This is a genomic window from Kitasatospora gansuensis, from assembly GCF_014203705.1.
Taxonomy (GTDB): domain Bacteria; phylum Actinomycetota; class Actinomycetes; order Streptomycetales; family Streptomycetaceae; genus Kitasatospora; species Kitasatospora gansuensis.
On the sequence record NZ_JACHJR010000001.1, the window covers coordinates 2,929,901 to 2,946,662 of the forward strand.

The following is a 16,762-nucleotide window of genomic DNA, read 5'->3' on the forward strand; positions in this document are numbered from 1 at the left end:
CCGCACGCACTCAGCCGAAGGTCCTCCGGTACGCCTGCGGGGTGGTGCCGAGCCAGCGGGTGAAGTGGTGCCTGAGGGTGGCGGCGTTGCCGAACCCGCAGGTGGCGGCCACGGATTCGACCGGTTCGTTGGTGCCCTCCAGCAGGCGCTGGGCCTGCAGCAGGCGCTGGTTGGTGAGCCAGCGGTGCGGAGTGGTGCCGGTCTCCTGCTGGAACCGGCGGGCGAAGGTGCGCGGCGACATGTGGGCCTTGGTGGCGAGCTGGTCCACCGTCAGCTCCTGGTGCAGGTGCCGGCGCAGCCAGTCCAGCAGCCCGCCCAGCGAGTCCTCGTCGGCCTCCGGCAGCGGCCGGGCGACGAACTGGGCCTGCCCGCCGTCCCGGTGCGGTGCCACCACCATCCGGCGGGCGATCCCACGGGCCACCTCGGCGCCCTGGAACTTGCGGACCAGGTACAGGCAGGCGTCGATCCCGGCGGCGGTGCCGGCCGAGGTGATCACCGGGTCCTCGTCCACGTAGAGCACGTCCGGTTCGACCCGGGTGAGCGGGAAACGGGCGGCCAGCCGGTCGGTGTGCCGCCAGTGGGTGGTGGAACGGCGGCCGTCCAACAGCCCGGCGGCGCCTAGCAGGAAGGCCCCGCTGCAGATCGAGAGCACCCTGGCGCCGCGCTCGGTCGCCGCCCGCAGCGCCTCGATCAGCGGCGCCGGGTACTCGTCCCGGATCGTGGTGGCGGCGGCGATCACCAGGTCGGCCTCGGCCAGCCGCTCGGCGCCGTGCTCGACGTCGATGCTGTAGCCGGCGTGGGTGCGCAGCTTCCCCGGCCGGTCGGAGGCCACCGCGAAGTCGTAGACCGGCAGGCCGTTGTCGCTCCGGTCGAGGCCGAACACCTCGCAGGCCAGACCGAGTTCGAAGGGGTGGACTTCTTCCATGACCACGGTGACGACGTTCTGCAGCATGCCGTCAGAATGCCCGATGGCAGGATATCGAGGCAAGAGGGCATTTCTGCCACTCGTGGCGCCGCCCGGCCCTCGCCAGACTCGAGACATGAACTCCGACACCCTCTCCAGCGCCCTCACCCTGCTCGGCTTCGTCTCCGCCTTCGGCCTGCTCGGCACCCTGGTCGGCCGGGACGTCGACCACAACTCCCGGCACGGACGGGACAACTGGCACCGCCCCGGCGGCTACCCGCTCCAGCCCTCCCCCGGCGACCGTTTGCTCGGCACCCTGCCCGCCGCCTCCGACCCCGCCCCGGGCAAACTGTCCGAATGGACATCGTCATCCGCCCGGCCGTCGAGTCGGACCTCGCAGCAGTCGGCGCCGTCACTCACGAGGCTTTCGTCGGTGACGGCCACAGCCCGGCCGACGGTCCGTACGCCGCTCAGCTCCTAGACGCCCGGCCGCGCTTCGACCAGGCCGAGCTCCTGGTCGCGGTCGATCCGGCCGACGGACAGCTGCTCGGCTGTGTGACCTTCGCGGTCGGCGGCACCCCGTTCGCCGACATCGCGGCGCCGCACGAGGGCGAGATCCGGATGCTCGCGGTCTCCGGCGCGGCCCGCGGCCGGGGCGTCGGCGAGGGCCTGGTCCGCGCCTCGATGGCCCGCAGCCGCGAACTGGGCCTGACCGGGATGGCCTTCTCCACCCGCCCGTCGATGACCAGCGCCCACCGGCTGTACGAGCGCCTCGGCTTCCTGCGCACCCCCGAGCGGGACTGGGACGTCCGCCCCGGAGTGCGCCTGCTGGTCTACACCCTGACCTTCTGACCGACCTTCTCAAACCGGCCCGCGCCGCTGCGCCAAGGGCCCTTCCGACCACGCACCGCTACCGGGCCCGTACGACACGCGGCACTACATCTGGTGTCGCATCGTCAGACCGCCACTACATGTATGCTCGCTCTCGCTGTCGAAGCAGGGGAACCCGGTGGAAGTCCGGGACTGCCCCGCAGCGGTGAGCGAGCGGCCCAGCAGGCGCCCGTGAGTCCGATGACCTGCCGACGGCGTGCGACACGGCTTCCCCGCAGACGCCATGCAGCACAGAAGTGACGTCCGGGCCTCGCGGGTGGGCCAGGGGGTGGTTCGCGCGCGCCGTGAGGTGTTCCGCGCTGCCTTCCCCTGCGCCCCGACGGTCCGGTGCCCCTCGCCGACCGCCGCCGCCAGGAGAGAAGCGCCTTGACCATCGCTGCCTCAGTTGCCCTGCCCTCCCAGGGTTCTGCCGACTCCGCCCACACCGACCCCGGTGCTGCGCTGCTTCGGCTGCTCACCGACCGCAGCATCGACCTGCCCCAGGTGGATCCTGGCCACGTCGCGGCCGCTGCGCTGCGCGGCCGGAACGCCAACTCGGACTTCGCCGAGCTGCGCGGACTGGCCGTGGAAGCTGCCGCCTCGATGATCGCCGAGGACCCGCAGTACTCGAAGCTCGCCGCCCGCCTGCTCGCCCTGGAGATCCAGGACGAGGCGATCGGCCAGGGCGCGCTCTCCTTCTCCGCCTCGATCGTGGTCGGCCACACCGAGGGCCTGATCGGCGACGTCACCGCGGCGTTCGTGGCCAAGCACGCCGACGCCTTCGACGCCCTGATCGACCAGCAGGGCGACGACCGCTTCGAGTACTTCGGCCTGCGCACCGTGCAGTCCCGGTACCTGCTGCGCCACCCGATCACCCGCAAGGTGATCGAGACCCCGCAGCACTTCCTGCTCCGGGTCGCGGCCGGTCTCGCCGTCGGCGACACCGAGCAGTCGGTGGCCGAGGTGGCCGAGCTCTACACCCTGATGAGCCGGCTGGAGTACCTGACCTCCTCGCCGACCCTCTTCAACTCCGGCACCAAGCACCCGCAGATGTCCTCCTGCTACCTGCTGGACTCGCCGCTGGACAACCTGGACTCGATCTACAGCCGCTACGCGCAGATCGCCCGGCTCTCCAAGCACGCCGGCGGCATCGGCCTCTCCTACAGCCGGATCCGTTCGCGCGGCAGCCTGATCCGCGGCACCAACGGCAAGTCCAACGGCATCGTCCCGTTCCTGCGCACCCTGGACTCCTCGGTCGCCGCGGTGAACCAGGGCGGCCGCCGCAAGGGCGCCGCCTGCGTGTACCTGGAGACCTGGCACGCCGACATCGAGGAGTTCCTGGAGCTCCGCGACAACACCGGCGAGGAGGCGCGGCGTACCCACAACCTCAACCTCGCGCACTGGATCCCGGACGAGTTCATGCGCCGGGTGAACGCCAACGCCGACTGGTCGCTGTTCTCCCCGGCCGACGTGCCCGAGCTGGTCGACCTGTGGGGCGCCGACTTCGACGCCGCGTACCTGAAGGCCGAGGCCGAGGGCAAGGCCGTCCGCACCATCCCGGCGCAGACCCTGTACGCCCGGATGATGCGCACCCTGGCCACCACCGGCAACGGCTGGATGACCTTCAAGGACGCCTCCAACCGGGCCGCCAACCAGACCGCGCTGCCCGGCCGGGTGGTGCACTCCTCGAACCTCTGCACCGAGATCATCGAGGTCACCGACGACTCCGAGACCGCGGTCTGCAACCTCGGCTCGGTCAACCTCGGCGCCCACGTGGCGGTCGGCGCCACCGCCGCCGACCTGCTCAACGCGATGGACTGGGACCGGCTGGACGCCACCGTGCGCACCGCCGTGACCTTCCTGGACCGGGTCATCGACATCAACTTCTACCCGACCACCGAGGCCGGCACCTCCAACTCCCGCTGGCGCCCGGTGGGTCTCGGTGTGATGGGCCTTCAGGACGTCTTCTTCCAGCTCCGGCTGGACTTCGACTCCGCCGAGGCCAAGCAGCTCTCCACCCTGATCGCCGAGCGGATCATGCTGGTCGCCTACGAGCGCTCCAGCGAGCTGGCCGTGCAGCTCGGCCGGCACGAAGCGTACGCGGAGACCCGCGCCGCCCGTGGCCAGCTGCACATCGACCACTTCGAGACCGCCCCGCAGTGGGCCGAGCGCTGGGACGCGCTGCGCGCCACCATCGCCGAGACCGGCCTGCGCAACTCGCTGCTGCTGGCGATCGCGCCGACCGCGACCATCGCCTCGATCGCCGGTGTGTACGAGTGCATCGAGCCGCAGGTGTCCAACCTGTTCAAGCGCGAGACCCTCTCCGGCGAGTTCCTCCAGGTCAACCCGTACCTGGTCCGCGAGCTCAAGGAGCTGGGCGTCTGGGACACGCAGACCCGGGACTCGCTGCGCGAGTCGAACGGCTCGGTGCAGGACCTCAAGTGGCTGCCCGCCGAGGTCCGTTCGCTCTACCGCACCGCCTGGGAGCTGCCGCAGCGCGCCCTGATCGACCTGGCCGCCGCCCGGCAGCCGTACATCGACCAGAGCCAGTCGCTGAACCTCTTCATGGCCGCGCCGACCATCGGCAAGCTGAGCTCGATGTACGCGTACGCCTGGAAGGTCGGTCTGAAGACCACCTACTACCTGCGTTCGCGCCCGGCCACCCGGATCGCCCAGGCCGCCTCCTCCTCCGGGACGAAGGCCGCCGTGCCGGCGCCGTCCGCCCCGGTCGCGGTGGCCGCCCCGACCACCCTCACTCCGGAGGAGGAGGCAGCGCTCGCCTGCTCCCTGGAGAACCCCGAGTCCTGCGAGGCCTGCCAGTGAGCACCACCCCCGAAACGCCCGCTCGCGAAAAGATGCTGCTCGACCCGGGCTTCGAGCTGACGCTGCGTCCGATGCGCTACCCGTCGTTCTACGACAAGTACCGCGACGCGATCAAGAACACCTGGACCGTGGAGGAGGTGGACCTGCACTCCGACGTCGCCGACCTCGCCAAGCTCAGCGAGGGCGAGCGGCACATGATCGGCCGGCTGGTCGCCTTCTTCGCCACCGGTGACTCGATCGTCTCCAACAACGTGGTGCTGAGCCTCTACAAGCACATCAACTCGCCCGAGGCGCGGCTCTACCTGTCCCGGCAGCTGTTCGAGGAGGCCGTGCACGTCCAGTTCTACCTGACGCTGCTCGACACCTACCTGCCCGATCCCGAGGACCGGTCGGCGGCCTTCGACGCGGTGGAGAACATCCCCTCCATCCACCAGAAGGCGCAGTTCTGCTTCAAGTACATGAACGCGGTCGACCACCTCGACTCGCTGCAGAGCAAGGACGACCGCCGGGCCTTCCTGCTCAACCTGATCTGCTTCGCGGCCTGCGTCGAGGGCCTGTTCTTCTACGGCGCCTTCGCGTACGTGTACTGGTTCCGGTCCCGGGGCCTGCTGCACGGTCTGGCCACCGGCACCAACTGGGTGTTCCGGGACGAGTCCATGCACATGGACTTCGCCTTCTCGGTGGTGGACACCGTCCGCGAGGAGGAGCCCGACCTCTTCGACGACGAGATGGCCAAGCAGGTCACCGCGATGCTGGAGGAGGCCGTCGAGGCCGAGCTCCAGTTCGCCGAGGACCTCTGCGGTGAGGGCCTGCCGGGGATGAACACCGCCTCGATGCGGGAGTACCTGCAGGCGGTCGCCGACCAGCGGCTGGCCCGTCTCGGCCTGCCGATCCGGTACGGCTCCAGCAACCCGTTCGGCTTCATGGAGCTGCAGAACGTGCAGGAGCTGACCAACTTCTTCGAGCGCCGGGTCAGCGCCTACCAGACCGCCGTCGAGGGCTCGGTCGCCTTCGACGACGACTTCTAGGCCGCAGCGGCAGTCACCGGAAGGGCGCGGGGTTCTCCCCGCGCCCTTCCGCGCTGTCAGGCCAGGTGCAGCGCGGCGTCCCCTGCCAGGATCCGCCGGTGCAGCTCGGTCACCGCCCGGCCCGGGTCGAGCCCCTGATCCTCGATCAGCCGTTCCCGCAGGTCCCCGTACGCCGCCAGCGCCTCGGCCTGCCGCCCGCCGCGCAGCAGCGCCAGCATCAGCTGGGCCCGCAGCCGCTCCCGGAGCGGGTGTTCCGCCACCAGCTCGCGCAGCGCGGGCACCACCTCCGCGTGCCGGCCGAGCGCCAGCTCCGCGTCGATCAGCCCCTCGACGGCCATCAGCCTGGCCTCCTCCAGCCGGCTCACGTACGCGAACACGCCGGGACCGAGCGGCACATCGGCCAGCGCCGGTCCCCGCCAGAGCTCCAGCGCACCCCGCAGCAGCCGGACCGCCTCCCCGGCGTCGCCGGTACGCAGCGCCGCCCGGCCGGCCTCGGCCAGCGTCTCGAACCGCGTCGCGTCGACCGAACCGGCCTCGGCCAGCAGCTCGTACCCGCTGCCGGTGGTCCGCACCGCCCGCTTGCCGAGCAGGCCGCGCAGCCGCCAGACGTACCCCTGCAGGGTCTTGCGGGCCGACTCGGGCTCGTCGGCCTGCCACAGCTCGGCGATGATCCGGTCCACCTGGACCGGCCGGTTGGCGTTGATCGCCAGCAGCGCGAGCAGCGCCCGGTGCTTGGCGGCCGGCAGGGCGATCTCGGTGCCGCCGCAGTGCAGTTGGAGCGGCCCGAGCAGGCCGAGCCGGGCACCGGCCGGCTCGGCGCCGACCGAGCCGAGCAGGGCGCCCCGAGGCGACGGCGGGGATATGACGGTCATTCAGCGAACCTCCACCGGAAGGTAGCGATGCCGGGCCGGGAGGGTGGGTCTCCCGGGCATGCTCGGCTCAGCACTACCCGCCTGCGGCAGGCTCGAACTCGGTATGTCACCTCCCGACGCCGGCTCAGCCGCCGACCGGCACCACCAGCCCGGCCGCGGCCAGCCCGGCGACCCCGAGCGCGAAGCGGTCGTCGGCCGCCCCGCCGCCCTGCCGGGCGTAGGCCGCCGCGATCTCCGCCGAGGTGCTGCCGTCGCACAGCGCGTAGATCAGCCAGGCGTGCTCGTTGAGCCAGTGGAACCGCGCCGACTCCGGTGCGTGGGCCAGCAGTTGGTGCTGCTCGGGCAGCGGGCAGACCGCCACCGGCTCGGCCTTGCGGTAGCCGCGCGGGTCGAGCTCGGGCACCGCGGCGGCAGCAACAGCAACAGGTTCGGTAGCCGGCCGGATACCGGGCGCGAGCGGCGCCACCGTCTCCAGCAGCCACCGGACGAATCGCCGCCCGGCCGGGGTGAGCGCCTCGCCGTGCACCTCCAGCGCCTGCCGCCCGAGGTAGCCGGCCCGCTCGGCGCTGGTGCCGAACCCGCCCTCGACGGCGGCCCGGCTGCCCGGGGTCGGCACCCCGACGCCCTCGGTGACCGGCGGTGCGCCGAAGCGCTCGCGCAGCTCGGCGGGGGCCGCAGCGGCGGCGGCGAAGAACAGCACCAGGTGGCTGTAGACGTGCAGCGCGGCCAGCACCCGGGTCAGCGTCCAGGGCGTCAACCGCCAGGGAATCTCCACCTGGTGGCCGGGGTCGGCGACCAGCGCGCCGGTCCGCAGCATGTCGAACTGCTTGAGGTGCAGCCCCTCGTGCAGCAGGATCTCGGCGGTCATCCACGGGTCGCCCAGGTGCTCGGGCGCGACGAACAGCGCCGAGGGCAGCGGGTCACCGCCGGAGAACGAGTGCAACTCGCCGTCGTCGGCCGCCCCTTGGGCCAGCCCGACCAGCGAGATGTGCGGGAAGACCCCGGCACCCGCCGACGGCAGCAGGGCGGCCAGCAGCTCGGCACCCCGGGCGAGCCCGGCCAGCTGGGCTTCGTCCGGGGTGACCCGGCGGGCGCCGCGCAGGTCGGTGAAGCTGCCCTGCTTGAGCTCCTCCAGCCGTGCGGCAAGCGGGAGTTCGGCGACCTCGGGACGGAGCTCGGTCCATACCCAGCCGACCCCGCGGCCGGGCCACGGACGGCAGCGCCGGTCCATCAGCCGCTCGGTCGGGCCGAGCCCGTCGGCGGCCTCCGGATCGACCCCGGCCAGCTGCCGGGCGAACTCGCTCGGGGCCTGCCGGTGGTTCTCCAGCGCGACCAGGTCGTTCTCGAAGGCGTTCCGCAGCACCGGGTCGTAGAGGAACGGCCGGAGTTCCGCGTCCGTCACCCCACCCAGCCGCTCGAACCGCCCGGCCGCCTCGGGAAAGTGCCGGGCGAGCACGGTCAGGCCCAGCCGGTAGCGGGCGACGTTCCGGGCCTCGATGGCCTCGGCGGACCCGAACTGCGGGTCGCTGCCGAGGAGTCGGTCGATCTGCTGGTGGGTCGACAACGTTCACCCCAGGGTGGTTCGGCGGGTCGGGAACTACGGCGGGCCGGTCACCGGGGTCTCCCCGGTGACCGGCCCGCGATCCGGCACTACTTCATCGGCGCGATGTCGGACGGCAGCCACTCACGCTCGTACTGCGCGTCGGTGGTGATGCTCGGCGCCGACTCGGCGGTCACCCGGATGTTCGGCAGTTCCACGGTCTGGGACGGCATTTCGTCTCCTTCCACTCAGCTGACGGGACGTCTCCGATTCTGCTCAACCCGGGTGTGGCGGCGGTGTGGTGGCGCTCTCCCAGGTCAGTCCTCCTCCGGCTCCGCCACCGTGACGCTGTACAGATCCAGCTCACGGAACGGGTTGGGCTGGACCGTCCGCAGCCGGGTCGACCAGGCCGACAGCGTGCTCTGGTACCAGATCGGGATGGTCGGCATGTCCTGCAGGATCGCCCGCTCCGCCTGCTGGTAGAGGTCCCAGGCCTGCTCGCTGGTCGGCGCGGTGTCGGCGGCGGAGAGCAGGGCGTCGACGGCCGGGTTGCTGTACTTGCCGACGTTGTCGGAGGCGCCGGTCCGGAACATCGGGCTGAGGAAGTTCTCGATCGACGGGTAGTCGGCGATCCAGCCGGAGCGGAACACCGCGGTGATCTCCTGGGCGTTCAGCTTGCGCCGGAACTCCCCGAGGGTCGGGATCGACACGAAGCGGCAGGGCACGCCCAGCGTCGCGGTGACCGAGGCGCAGACCTCCTCCATCCATGGCTGGTTCGGCGAGTCGATGTTGGAGGTCAGCTCGATGTCGCCCTGGAACCCGGACGCCTCGAACAACTCCCGGGCCCGCACCGGGGAGTAGCTGCACAGCTCGCCGCCCTGGTTCTCGGCCCGGCCCGAGACGGCCGGCGGGACCAGGCCGTCGGACGGCGCCTGGTGGCCCTGGAAGATCTTGTCGATCAGCTTGACCCGGTCGATCGCCATCGAGATCGCCTGCCGCACCCGCCGGTCGCTGTAGCGCGGGTCGTAGAGCGGGAAGGTGATGGTCTGGATCCCGAGGTAGGTCCGGTCGTAGGTGCGGTTCGGCAGGTCCTTCAGGTACCGGCTGCCCTCCAGCGCCCAGAACGGGGTGACGTCCAGGTAGTCGAGCCGGTCGTCCATCACGTCGTGGTAGGCGTCGCCCAGGTCCGCGTAGATCCGGAAGTCGACGCCGCCGATCTGCGGCTTGTCGTCCCCGGCGTAGTCGTCGTAGCGCTCGAGCAGGATGTTCTTCTCCAACTCCCGGGAGACGAACCGGAACGCGCCGTTGCCGATCGGGTGGGCCTCGAACGCGGCCCGGTCCTCGAAGAAGGCCTTCGGCAGCGGGAAGAACGCGCTGCACCCGAGCGTGACCAGGAACTCGGAGAACGGCGCCGACAGGGTCACCACGAAGGTGTGGTCGTCCAGCACCTTCAGGCCGGACAGCTCGGTGACCGTCGAGTCGGCGGCGTTCACCTCGTCGAAGCCCTCGATGTGCGCCAGGAAGCTGGCCGCCTGCATCTTGTTCGGGCCGTGCGCGGTGTAGTTCCAGGCGTCGACGAAGCTGCTCGCGGTGACCGGCGTGCCGTCGTGGAAGGTCCAGCCGCGTTTCAGCTCGATCATGAACACCGTGGAGTCGGTGGTGCTGATGGACTTCGCGACCGCGTACTTCGGGTGGGCGTCGACGGCGTCGTAGGAGATCAGTCCGCGGAACAGGGCCGCGATCACCTTGACCCCGCCGGACTCCGTCGTGTGACCGGGTATCAGCGCGTTCTCCGGCTCCGTGCCGTGGTAACTGATGACCGTGCGCTCGCCGGACAGTACCGCGGTCGGGGCAGCAAGGGTGGACAGCATGATTCCTCCGGGGGCTGAGCTGGCGGATTCGCACACAACTTGATGTGTACCAACCAGAGTTCAACAGCCCGCCGAATTGATCGCCAGCTTCGAGGGCCAAACCGATCAACCCCGGACAGCGGAAAGGGCCGGCCCCGGGCGACTGCCCGGAACCGGCCCCTGGCCATCCGTCAGTCGTTGGCGACGGTGGCGTAGCGCGGGGTGCCCTCGGCCATCTGCTTGAGCGCGTCCTTGCGCTCCCGCTTGGAGAGCCGGTCGATGTACAGGTACCCGTACAGGTGGTCGGTCTCGTGCTGGAGGCAGCGGGCGTAGAAGCCGGTGCCCTCGACCCGGATCGGGTTGCCGTGCTTGTCCTGGCCGGTGACGGCGGCGAAGTCCGGGCGGGCCAGCTCCATGTAGGCGGTGGGCACCGAGAGGCAGCCCTCCGCGGAGTCGTCCAGCTGGCGGCGGCCGGCCGGGAGCTCCTCCAGCACCGGGTTGATCACGTGGCCGACGTGCCGGACCCCGTCGTCGTCCGGGCAGTCGTAGACGAAGACCTTGGCGTCCACGCCGATCTGGTTGGCCGCCAGGCCGACGCCCTCGGCCGCGTACATCGAGACGAACATGTCGTCGATCAGCGTGGCCAGCTCCGCGTCGAACTCGGTGACCGTCTTGACCTCGCGGTGCAGCACGGGGTTGCCGAACACGGTGATCGGACGGGCGGTGCCCTTGGTGAGGTCGGGCAGCTCGCCGACCACCTTCGGCTCCGAGGTCTCCTCGTGCGCGTGATCGTGGTCGTGCGAGTGGTCGTGGTCGTGGTCGTGCTGGTCCGCCATCGTTGCTTCCGCTTTCTGGGTCTGCCGAAGATCTACCGGGTAAAGAGTACGGCGCCCGGGACCCAACAGGCCCTTACTCAGCAGACCTCAGCAGACCTCTTCGAGGTCCCGGTACGCCCGGGTGGCGGGTGAGGCGGCCACCCAGCCGTCCAGCAGGGCGCCGACCAGCTTGGCCGGGGCGGCGATCCCGCACTCGCGTTCGGTGAGCCAGGACAGGCCGGAGCCCGCCTGGCTCAGGTGGCTGAGGTGACCCGGGTGGGCCGCGTCGCCGTCGTCGTGCGGGTCGTGGTGCACGGTGCGGCCGTCGTCGGCCGCCATCCGGCTCTCCGAGCAGGCCCGGCAGAGCAGCCGGACCGAGGAGGTCCAGTCCTCGGCCGCGTACCCCGCGTCGGCGACCAGCCGCTCCAGCGCGTCCCGGTCAGCCGCGGTGGCCGCCTGCAGCAGCACCACGTAGGTCGGCACCGGGGAGGGCGCCCAGAGCTCGATCTCGTCGAAGACCGGGTACGCCACCCCGTCCGCGACCCGCTCGCCGTGCGGGGCGCCGTCGTGCAGCACCACCTCGCCCCAGCGGCGGCCCGAGGAGGGCAGCGGGATCGAGAGCACCTCGATCCGGGCCGGGTCGAGCCGCCGGCCCCAGACCACCTCGGCCTCGCCCTCCGGGGAGAGCCGGACCGGCGTGGTGCCCAGGTCGAGCTGGACGGTGCCGTCCTGGGCGCCGCCGGGCAGCCGCAGGCCGTACGCCTGCCAGGCCCGCCTGGCCAGCGGCCAGTCCTGCAGGGCGGTCGCGGTGATGCCGAGGTTCCACCAGTCGGGGGCGCCGTGCTCGCGGTCCAGCAGCGCCACCGCGCGCAGACCGGCCGCTCTGGCCTGGTCCCAGTCCCGGCGGAACTTGTGCAGCAGAGCGAGGTTGAACCAGGAGTCGGAGAGCCACGGCTCCAGGTCGGCGGCCATCACCAGCAGCGGCCCGGCGTCCTCGTAGCGGCCGTCACCGATCAGGGTGAAGGCGCGGTCGGTGGTCTGCCGCCAGGTCGCCGACGGGCGGTGTCGTGCGCGGTGGAAGATCCTCACGTTCCGTCCCTGCCCTAGTCGTCCGCCGGTGTGCCGTACCCGGTGTGCCGGGGGCCTCTTCCCCGGCTTTTCCACGCTATGACGGCATCCAACCACGCCGCCCGTCGGCCGCGCTCCTCGCACAGCGGTTCAGTCAGGTCGGACGACGACTGTGGCGGATCGGGCCAGCGCGTCGAGCACCCCGGGGTCGTAGAGCCGACCGCGCTCCGCGCGGAGCAGTTCGAACACCTCCTGCCGCCCGGCCTGCTCGGTCAGGCCCCGGCGGCGGGCGGCGGCCGACAGGTCGTCAAAAGCGTTCGCCACCCGGATGATCCGGGCCGCCAGTGGCAGGGTCCGGTCAGCGCAGCCGTCCGGACCGTGGCAGGGATCGGCCAGCCTGGCCACCTGTCCTGCCACCTGTCCCGGCACCCCGGTCCGGCTGATCACCTCGCTGCCGAGCCGGGCGATCCGCTGCTGCTCCGGCTGGGGCAACAGGGCGGTGGCCCCGTCCGGCACCGGCTCCACCAGCGAGAGCTGGCCGATGTCGTGCATCAGCGCGGCGTACTCCAGCAGGGCGAGGTCCCGGCTGCCCAGACCCAGCTCGCGGCCGAGCGCGCAGGCGGTGTCGGCCACCCGGCGGGCATGGCCCGGCGGGGTGTACCCGGCCACCTCGGTGGCCCTGGCCAGCGTCTCGATGGTCTGCCCGGTGGTGGCCCGGACGGCGGCCGCCCGCCGGAACGCGGCCTGGGCCAGCAGCAGCGGGGCGCAGAACAGCGGCAGCGCCCAGAGCCCCACCTCCCCCGCCAGCAGGCTGATCAGCATCCCGGTGGCGACGATCGCCGAGCCGATCCCGAGCAGCGAGCGCAGCTCGTCCTCCAGCGCGGCGGCGAACCGCAGCCCGTTCCTGGCCCGCCGCTGGACCGCCGCCAGGGTCGCGTCGCAGAGCGCGGCCAGCGCCGCCACCCCGGTCAGGAACACCCCGTACGCGGGCCCGGCCAGCGGCAGCTGGTCCAGCGCGCCGCTGTTGTACAGCGGCTGGAACAGCAGCGCCGCGAAACCCACCGTCAGCAGCCGCCGGACCGCCCCGTCCACCCGTCCCGGCTCCGGCCGGCACCGCCGGTGCCGACGGCGGCTGCGCAGCGGCGCGAGACCGGCCAGCGTGCCGATCCCGGCCACCGCCACCACCTGCGAGACACCGTGCGTGGTGGGCAGCCCGTGCAGCGGCCCGAGCAGCGCGTACGCCAGCGCGACGGCGGTGCCGATCGGGGCCTGCTCGCGGTCGCCCGGAAGGGTGACCCGGACCCGCTCGCCGACCGCGATCACCGCCGCGAAGGCCGCCGCCACCAGCGGGGCGGAGATGCCGTGGTGGAGCGCGTCGGCGCAGGTGAGCAGCAGGAGCAGGGCCGCGGTGCCCCGGAGCGCCTTAGGGCTCGTCTGACCAGCCCTGGTCACGGCGCACCGGGCAGCAGATCGCCGGCCGGGCGCCGGGCCGGTTCGGGCACGCCGAGCGGGATGTCCGGAACTTCCCCGGCCCAGCCACCGGGCGGCGGCAGCGCGGGCTCCCAGCCGTGCAGCCGGACCGCCTCGACCAGCGCCCGCACCATCGCCGGGTCGAACTGGCTGCCCGCGCAGCGCTGCAGCTCGGTCACCGCCTCGGCCACCGGCCGGCCGCGCCGGTAGGAGCGGGTGGTGGTCATCGAGTCGAAGGCGTCCGCGACCGAGATGATCCGGGCGAACTCCGGGATCCGCTCCCCCGCCAGCCCGCTCGGGTAGCCGCGGCCGTCCAGCCGCTCGTGGTGGTGCAGGATGCCGTCCCTGGCCTCGCCGAGGAAGTCGATCCCGCGGACCAGCTCGAAGCCGAACACCGGGTGCACCTCGACCGCCCGCCGCTCGGCCTCGGTCAGCGGCCCGTTCCGCCGCAGCAGCTCGGTGGCCACCCCGAGCTTGCCCACGTCGTGCAGGGTGCCCGCGAAGTGCAGGGTGCGCAGCCGGTCCTCGGCCATCCCGAGCTGACGGGCGATCAGCACGGCGGCCCGGCCGACCCGCTCGCTGTGGCCCCGGGTGTACGCGTCCTTGATCTCCACCGCCTGCACCAGCGCCTGGACGGTGGCCTGGTGGGCCGTCCGCTCCCGGTGCCCCTGGGCGGAGACCCAGACCGAGATGGAGAACGGCAGCAGCGCGAGCACCGCCGCGAAGGCGCCGTACGGGCCCTGCCAGAGCACCGCGACCATCAGCCCGCCGGCCCCGTGCAGCAGTGCGGGCAGCAGCACCGCACCGGTCGGCGGGGTGCTCGGCCGGCCGGGGTCGGCCAGCCGCCGCATCCCGCCCACCAGCGCGGAGTTGACCAGGCAGAACAGCAGCACGGCCGCCAGCGCGGGCAGCACCGCGACCGGGAACCGGGAGCCGAGCAGCAGCTCGGGCCCGGGCAGCAGCCGGAACAGCACGGCGGCGGCGAACGCGGACAGCGCCAGCTGGGCGGCGTTCCAGACCCGGCGGGCGGCCCGCGGCGCGGCGACCGGGGCGGTCAGAGCGGCGGGCAGCGCGACCAGCGCGGCGGCGGCCGGCGGGAGCATCAGCACCCCGGCGAACAGCACCGGCAGAAAGACCGGGCCGGCCCGTTCCGGGGCCGACGGCGGCGCGGCCGGCCGACGGCGGCCGAGCAGCGCGGCCCGGAGCAGCCGCAGGCAGGGGGTGGGCCCGCCCTGGGCGAGCGCACCCCAGCAGACGTTGAGCACCGCCAGCAGCCCGACCCGGGGCCAGTCCACCGGACCGGTCAGCCAGTCGGGGCCCGGCAGCACCAGCGGGAGCAGGGCGCCGACGGCGCCGAGCAGCACCACGGCGCCGTACCGCGACGCCGCTCCCGGCAGGGCCGGGCCCGGGTCCTCGTCAGCGATCTCCGCCTCCCCGCCACGGCCGCAGTTCCCTTGGGGCACCCAAGGGCTGAGTGCTCGTCAGGAGAATAGGGCCCGGCCCGGCGGAGTGGACGCCCGATCACGGAATGCCCCGGTCGGCGCAGTGTCAACTCACTCGAACGAGTGATGACCGACCTGCGCGCGAACCAGTACGGCGTACTACTCGGCGGCCTCGGCCACCGTCAGCGACTCGCCGGCCCGCTGCCCGGCCCGGATCGAGTCGATCCGGGCCAGTACCTTGCCGCGCAGGTCGGCCGGGGAGTGCTCGCTGCTGCAGGAGCGCTTCACCAGCGCCTTGATGGCCTGCTCCAGGCCGTACTCCGCCAGGCACGGGGAGCACTCCTCGAAGTGCACCTTCAGCTTGGCGCAGTCGCCCTCGGCCATCTCGTTGTCGAGCAGCTCGTAGAGGTGGTCGAGCACCTCTCCACAGTCGGTGTCGTGCGGATCGCCGCAGCTCATGAGCCCGAGCCCTTCGCTTCCTGCCCTGCCCCGCTGCCGGCCGGGACGAGCCCGCGCTCACGGGCGTAGTCCTCCAGCATGCCGCGCAGCTGACGGCGGCCACGGTGCAGACGGGACATCACCGTGCCGATGGGAGTACCCATGATGTCCGCGATCTCCTTGTAGGCAAAGCCCTCGACATCCGCGAGGTAGACCGCGATGCGGAACTCCTCCGGGATCGCCTGCAGGGCGTCCTTCACGTCGCTGTCCGGCAGGTGGTCGAGCGCCTGGGTCTCGGCCGACCGCAGACCGGTCGACATGTGCGACTCGGCGCGGGCCAGCTGCCAGTCCTCGATCTCCTCGGCGGCGGTGCGCTGGGGCTCCCGCTGCTTCTTCCGGTACGAGTTGATGAAGGTGTTGGTGAGAATCCGGTACAGCCAGGCCTTGAGGTTGGTGCCCTCGCGGAACTGGTGGAACGAGGCGTAGGCCTTGGCGAAGGCCTCCTGGAGCAGGTCCTCGGCATCGGCCGGGTTGCGGGTCATCCGCAGCGCGGCCGAGTACATCTGGTCCAGGTAGCCCAGGGCGTCCCGCTCGAAGCGCTCGCGTCTGGCGTCCTCGGTCTCGTCGACCGACACCCGGAAGGTGTCCTCACCGATCGCCTCGGCCAGCTCGTCACCGGTCAGCATCTCGCTGCCCGGCTCCGCCTCGACCGGCTCGGCCTCGTGCTCCGCTCCGACGACCGGACCCACCTCCTCGGCTTCACGGGGCGGCACCGGAATGGGCCGACCCGACAGCGAGGATATCGGGCTGACGGGCTTCTCGCCCGCGACCAGCCACTCGGACCAGTCGGGCACTGCGGCACTGGCCGCCGCCCGCTCGTCCGGCCGTTCGGGGCACGCGATCGAACCCATCTGCCCTGCCTTCCTACCGGGACACCTTGCTGACGTCAGGTGTAAACCCGGCCGGGTGTCAGGGAATTCCCGGTCCGCGCCCGAAGCTCCGGGACCCGGCGGTTCAGAGCTCCAGGATCCAGTCCCCGACCGCCTCGGTGATCAGCGCCAGCGCCTCGTCCTGCCCGAGCGGGGCCCGCTTGGGCACCGCGAAGCCGTGGCTGCCGTACGGGATCGCCACCAGCCGGTGGCCGGCCGGGAGTTCGGGGAACTCCTCGGGCGTGCCGAAGGTGTCCTGCCCGGCCTGCACCACCAGGGTCGGGCGGCCGCTGCCGAGCAGCTCCTCGACCCGGCTCCGCTCCGGCTTGCCCGGCGGGTGCAGCGGGAAGGCCAGCGCCAGTACGCCGACGGCGCCCGCCTGGGCGGCCGTCCGGCAGGCCACCCGGGCGCCCGCGCTGCGGCCGCCGACCACCAACGGGAGGCGCTGCGCCGCCAGTTCGGCCATCGCGGGCAGCCAGGCCGCGTCCAGGGTCTGCGGGGCCGGGCCGATCTTCTTCCCGGCCACCCGCCAGGGCTGCTCGACCAGCGCCACGGTGATCCCGCGCGCGGGCAGCGCGGCGGCCAGCGCCTGCAGGTCGCGGGCCTCCACCCCGCCGCCCGCCCCGTGGCCGAGCGCCAACAGCACCCGGGCCTTGCCGTCGGCGGGGTACAGGGTGATCCGGGCGTCGCCGACCGGGGTGGTGACAAGCATG

At 72.4% G+C, this 16,762-nt stretch carries 16 protein-coding genes and 1 riboswitch; of the genes, 4 read left to right on the plus strand and 12 right to left on the minus strand.

What is annotated here, in order from left to right:
- Positions 1-10 precede the first annotated feature (10 nt).
- Entirely contained in the window at positions 11-952 is a 942-nt protein-coding gene (locus F4556_RS12830) for a helix-turn-helix domain-containing protein (protein WP_184914442.1), read from the minus strand.
- 88 nt (positions 953-1,040) lie between these two features.
- Between F4556_RS12830 and F4556_RS39430 the strand changes: the two genes are divergently transcribed.
- From F4556_RS39430 to F4556_RS12845, 4 genes are all read left to right on the plus strand, one after another.
- On the plus strand, positions 1,041-1,385 hold the full coding sequence (locus F4556_RS39430; protein ID WP_313068285.1) for a hypothetical protein: 345 nt from the start codon (positions 1,041-1,043) through the stop codon (positions 1,383-1,385).
- Complete coding sequence (locus F4556_RS12835; RefSeq protein WP_313069196.1) at positions 1,268-1,756, plus strand: GNAT family N-acetyltransferase; 489 nt, start codon at positions 1,268-1,270, stop codon at positions 1,754-1,756. Before F4556_RS39430 ends, F4556_RS12835 begins: the two co-directional genes overlap by 118 nt.
- A 117-nt stretch (positions 1,757-1,873) precedes the next feature.
- A riboswitch (cobalamin riboswitch) is annotated at positions 1,874-2,002 on the plus strand.
- A 159-nt stretch (positions 2,003-2,161) separates the two neighbouring features.
- Positions 2,162-4,597 (plus strand): ribonucleoside-diphosphate reductase subunit alpha, encoded by a 2,436-nt coding sequence (locus F4556_RS12840; RefSeq protein WP_184914448.1) that lies wholly within the window; start codon positions 2,162-2,164, stop codon positions 4,595-4,597.
- A 32-nt stretch (positions 4,598-4,629) separates the two neighbouring features.
- A complete protein-coding gene (locus tag F4556_RS12845; RefSeq protein WP_184924553.1) occupies positions 4,630-5,625 on the plus strand; it encodes a ribonucleotide-diphosphate reductase subunit beta in 996 nt (331 codons plus the stop codon).
- Between the two features lie 56 nt (positions 5,626-5,681).
- Here F4556_RS12845 and F4556_RS12850 read toward each other — a convergent pair whose 3' ends face one another.
- The 11 genes from F4556_RS12850 to F4556_RS12895 form a co-directional block, all read right to left on the minus strand.
- The gene (locus tag F4556_RS12850; protein ID WP_184914451.1) at positions 5,682-6,497 is read right to left on the minus strand and encodes an AfsR/SARP family transcriptional regulator; all 816 of its coding nucleotides are present in this window, start codon (positions 6,495-6,497) and stop codon (positions 5,682-5,684) included.
- A 124-nt stretch (positions 6,498-6,621) separates the two neighbouring features.
- Positions 6,622-8,061 carry an aKG-HExxH-type peptide beta-hydroxylase gene (locus F4556_RS12855; RefSeq protein WP_184914454.1) on the minus strand — a complete coding sequence of 480 codons (1,440 nt, stop codon included), beginning with the start codon at positions 8,059-8,061 and terminating at the stop codon, positions 6,622-6,624.
- An 86-nt stretch (positions 8,062-8,147) separates the two neighbouring features.
- Positions 8,148-8,270 (minus strand): hypothetical protein, encoded by a 123-nt coding sequence (locus tag F4556_RS39060; protein WP_281403648.1) that lies wholly within the window; start codon positions 8,268-8,270, stop codon positions 8,148-8,150.
- A gap of 84 nt (positions 8,271-8,354) precedes the next feature.
- Positions 8,355-9,908 carry a peptide ABC transporter substrate-binding protein gene (locus tag F4556_RS12860; RefSeq protein ID WP_184914457.1) on the minus strand — a complete coding sequence of 518 codons (1,554 nt, stop codon included), beginning with the start codon at positions 9,906-9,908 and terminating at the stop codon, positions 8,355-8,357.
- Positions 9,909-10,078: 170 nt separating this feature from the next.
- Positions 10,079-10,723, minus strand: coding sequence for a peptide deformylase (def, locus tag F4556_RS12865; protein WP_184914461.1), 645 nt, complete (start codon positions 10,721-10,723; stop codon positions 10,079-10,081).
- A gap of 87 nt (positions 10,724-10,810) precedes the next feature.
- Positions 10,811-11,791, minus strand: a complete 981-nt coding sequence (locus tag F4556_RS12870) for a tetratricopeptide repeat protein (protein WP_184914464.1) — start codon at positions 11,789-11,791, stop codon at positions 10,811-10,813.
- Positions 11,792-11,920: 129 nt separating this feature from the next.
- Entirely contained in the window at positions 11,921-13,222 is a 1,302-nt protein-coding gene (locus F4556_RS12875) for an HD domain-containing phosphohydrolase (protein ID WP_313068286.1), read from the minus strand.
- Positions 13,219-14,703: an HD-GYP domain-containing protein gene (locus F4556_RS12880; protein WP_313068287.1), complete on the minus strand. Its 1,485-nt coding sequence runs from the start codon at positions 14,701-14,703 to the stop codon at positions 13,219-13,221. The genes F4556_RS12875 and F4556_RS12880 overlap by 4 nt, the downstream gene beginning before the upstream one ends.
- A 138-nt stretch (positions 14,704-14,841) precedes the next feature.
- Entirely contained in the window at positions 14,842-15,141 is a 300-nt protein-coding gene (gene rsrA, locus F4556_RS12885) for a mycothiol system anti-sigma-R factor (protein ID WP_057227022.1), read from the minus strand.
- Positions 15,138-15,869 carry a sigma-70 family RNA polymerase sigma factor gene (locus F4556_RS12890; protein WP_376775789.1) on the minus strand — a complete coding sequence of 244 codons (732 nt, stop codon included), beginning with the start codon at positions 15,867-15,869 and terminating at the stop codon, positions 15,138-15,140. The genes rsrA and F4556_RS12890 overlap by 4 nt, the downstream gene beginning before the upstream one ends.
- A gap of 265 nt (positions 15,870-16,134) precedes the next feature.
- Positions 16,135-16,761 carry an alpha/beta hydrolase family protein gene (locus F4556_RS12895; protein WP_184914467.1) on the minus strand — a complete coding sequence of 209 codons (627 nt, stop codon included), beginning with the start codon at positions 16,759-16,761 and terminating at the stop codon, positions 16,135-16,137.
- Position 16,762 lies beyond the last annotated feature (1 nt).

What these genes read in the sequence shown, in the direction of transcription:
- F4556_RS12830 (WP_184914442.1), bottom strand. Translation starts at nt 952, where the DNA reads ATGCTGCAGAACGTCGTCACCGTGGTCATGGAAGAAGTCCACCCCTTC.
- F4556_RS39430 (WP_313068285.1), top strand. Translation starts at nt 1,041, where the DNA reads ATGAACTCCGACACCCTCTCCAGCGCCCTCACCCTGCTCGGCTTCGTC.
- F4556_RS12845 (WP_184924553.1), top strand. Translation starts at nt 4,630, where the DNA reads ATGCTGCTCGACCCGGGCTTCGAGCTGACGCTGCGTCCGATGCGCTAC.
- F4556_RS12850 (WP_184914451.1), bottom strand. Translation starts at nt 6,497, where the DNA reads ATGACCGTCATATCCCCGCCGTCGCCTCGGGGCGCCCTGCTCGGCTCG.
- F4556_RS39060 (WP_281403648.1), bottom strand. Translation starts at nt 8,270, where the DNA reads ATGCCGTCCCAGACCGTGGAACTGCCGAACATCCGGGTGACCGCCGAG.
- F4556_RS12860 (WP_184914457.1), bottom strand. Translation starts at nt 9,908, where the DNA reads ATGCTGTCCACCCTTGCTGCCCCGACCGCGGTACTGTCCGGCGAGCGC.
- def (WP_184914461.1), bottom strand. Translation starts at nt 10,723, where the DNA reads ATGGCGGACCAGCACGACCACGACCACGACCACTCGCACGACCACGAT.
- rsrA (WP_057227022.1), bottom strand. Translation starts at nt 15,141, where the DNA reads ATGAGCTGCGGCGATCCGCACGACACCGACTGTGGAGAGGTGCTCGAC.
- F4556_RS12895 (WP_184914467.1), bottom strand. Translation starts at nt 16,761, where the DNA reads ATGCTTGTCACCACCCCGGTCGGCGACGCCCGGATCACCCTGTACCCC.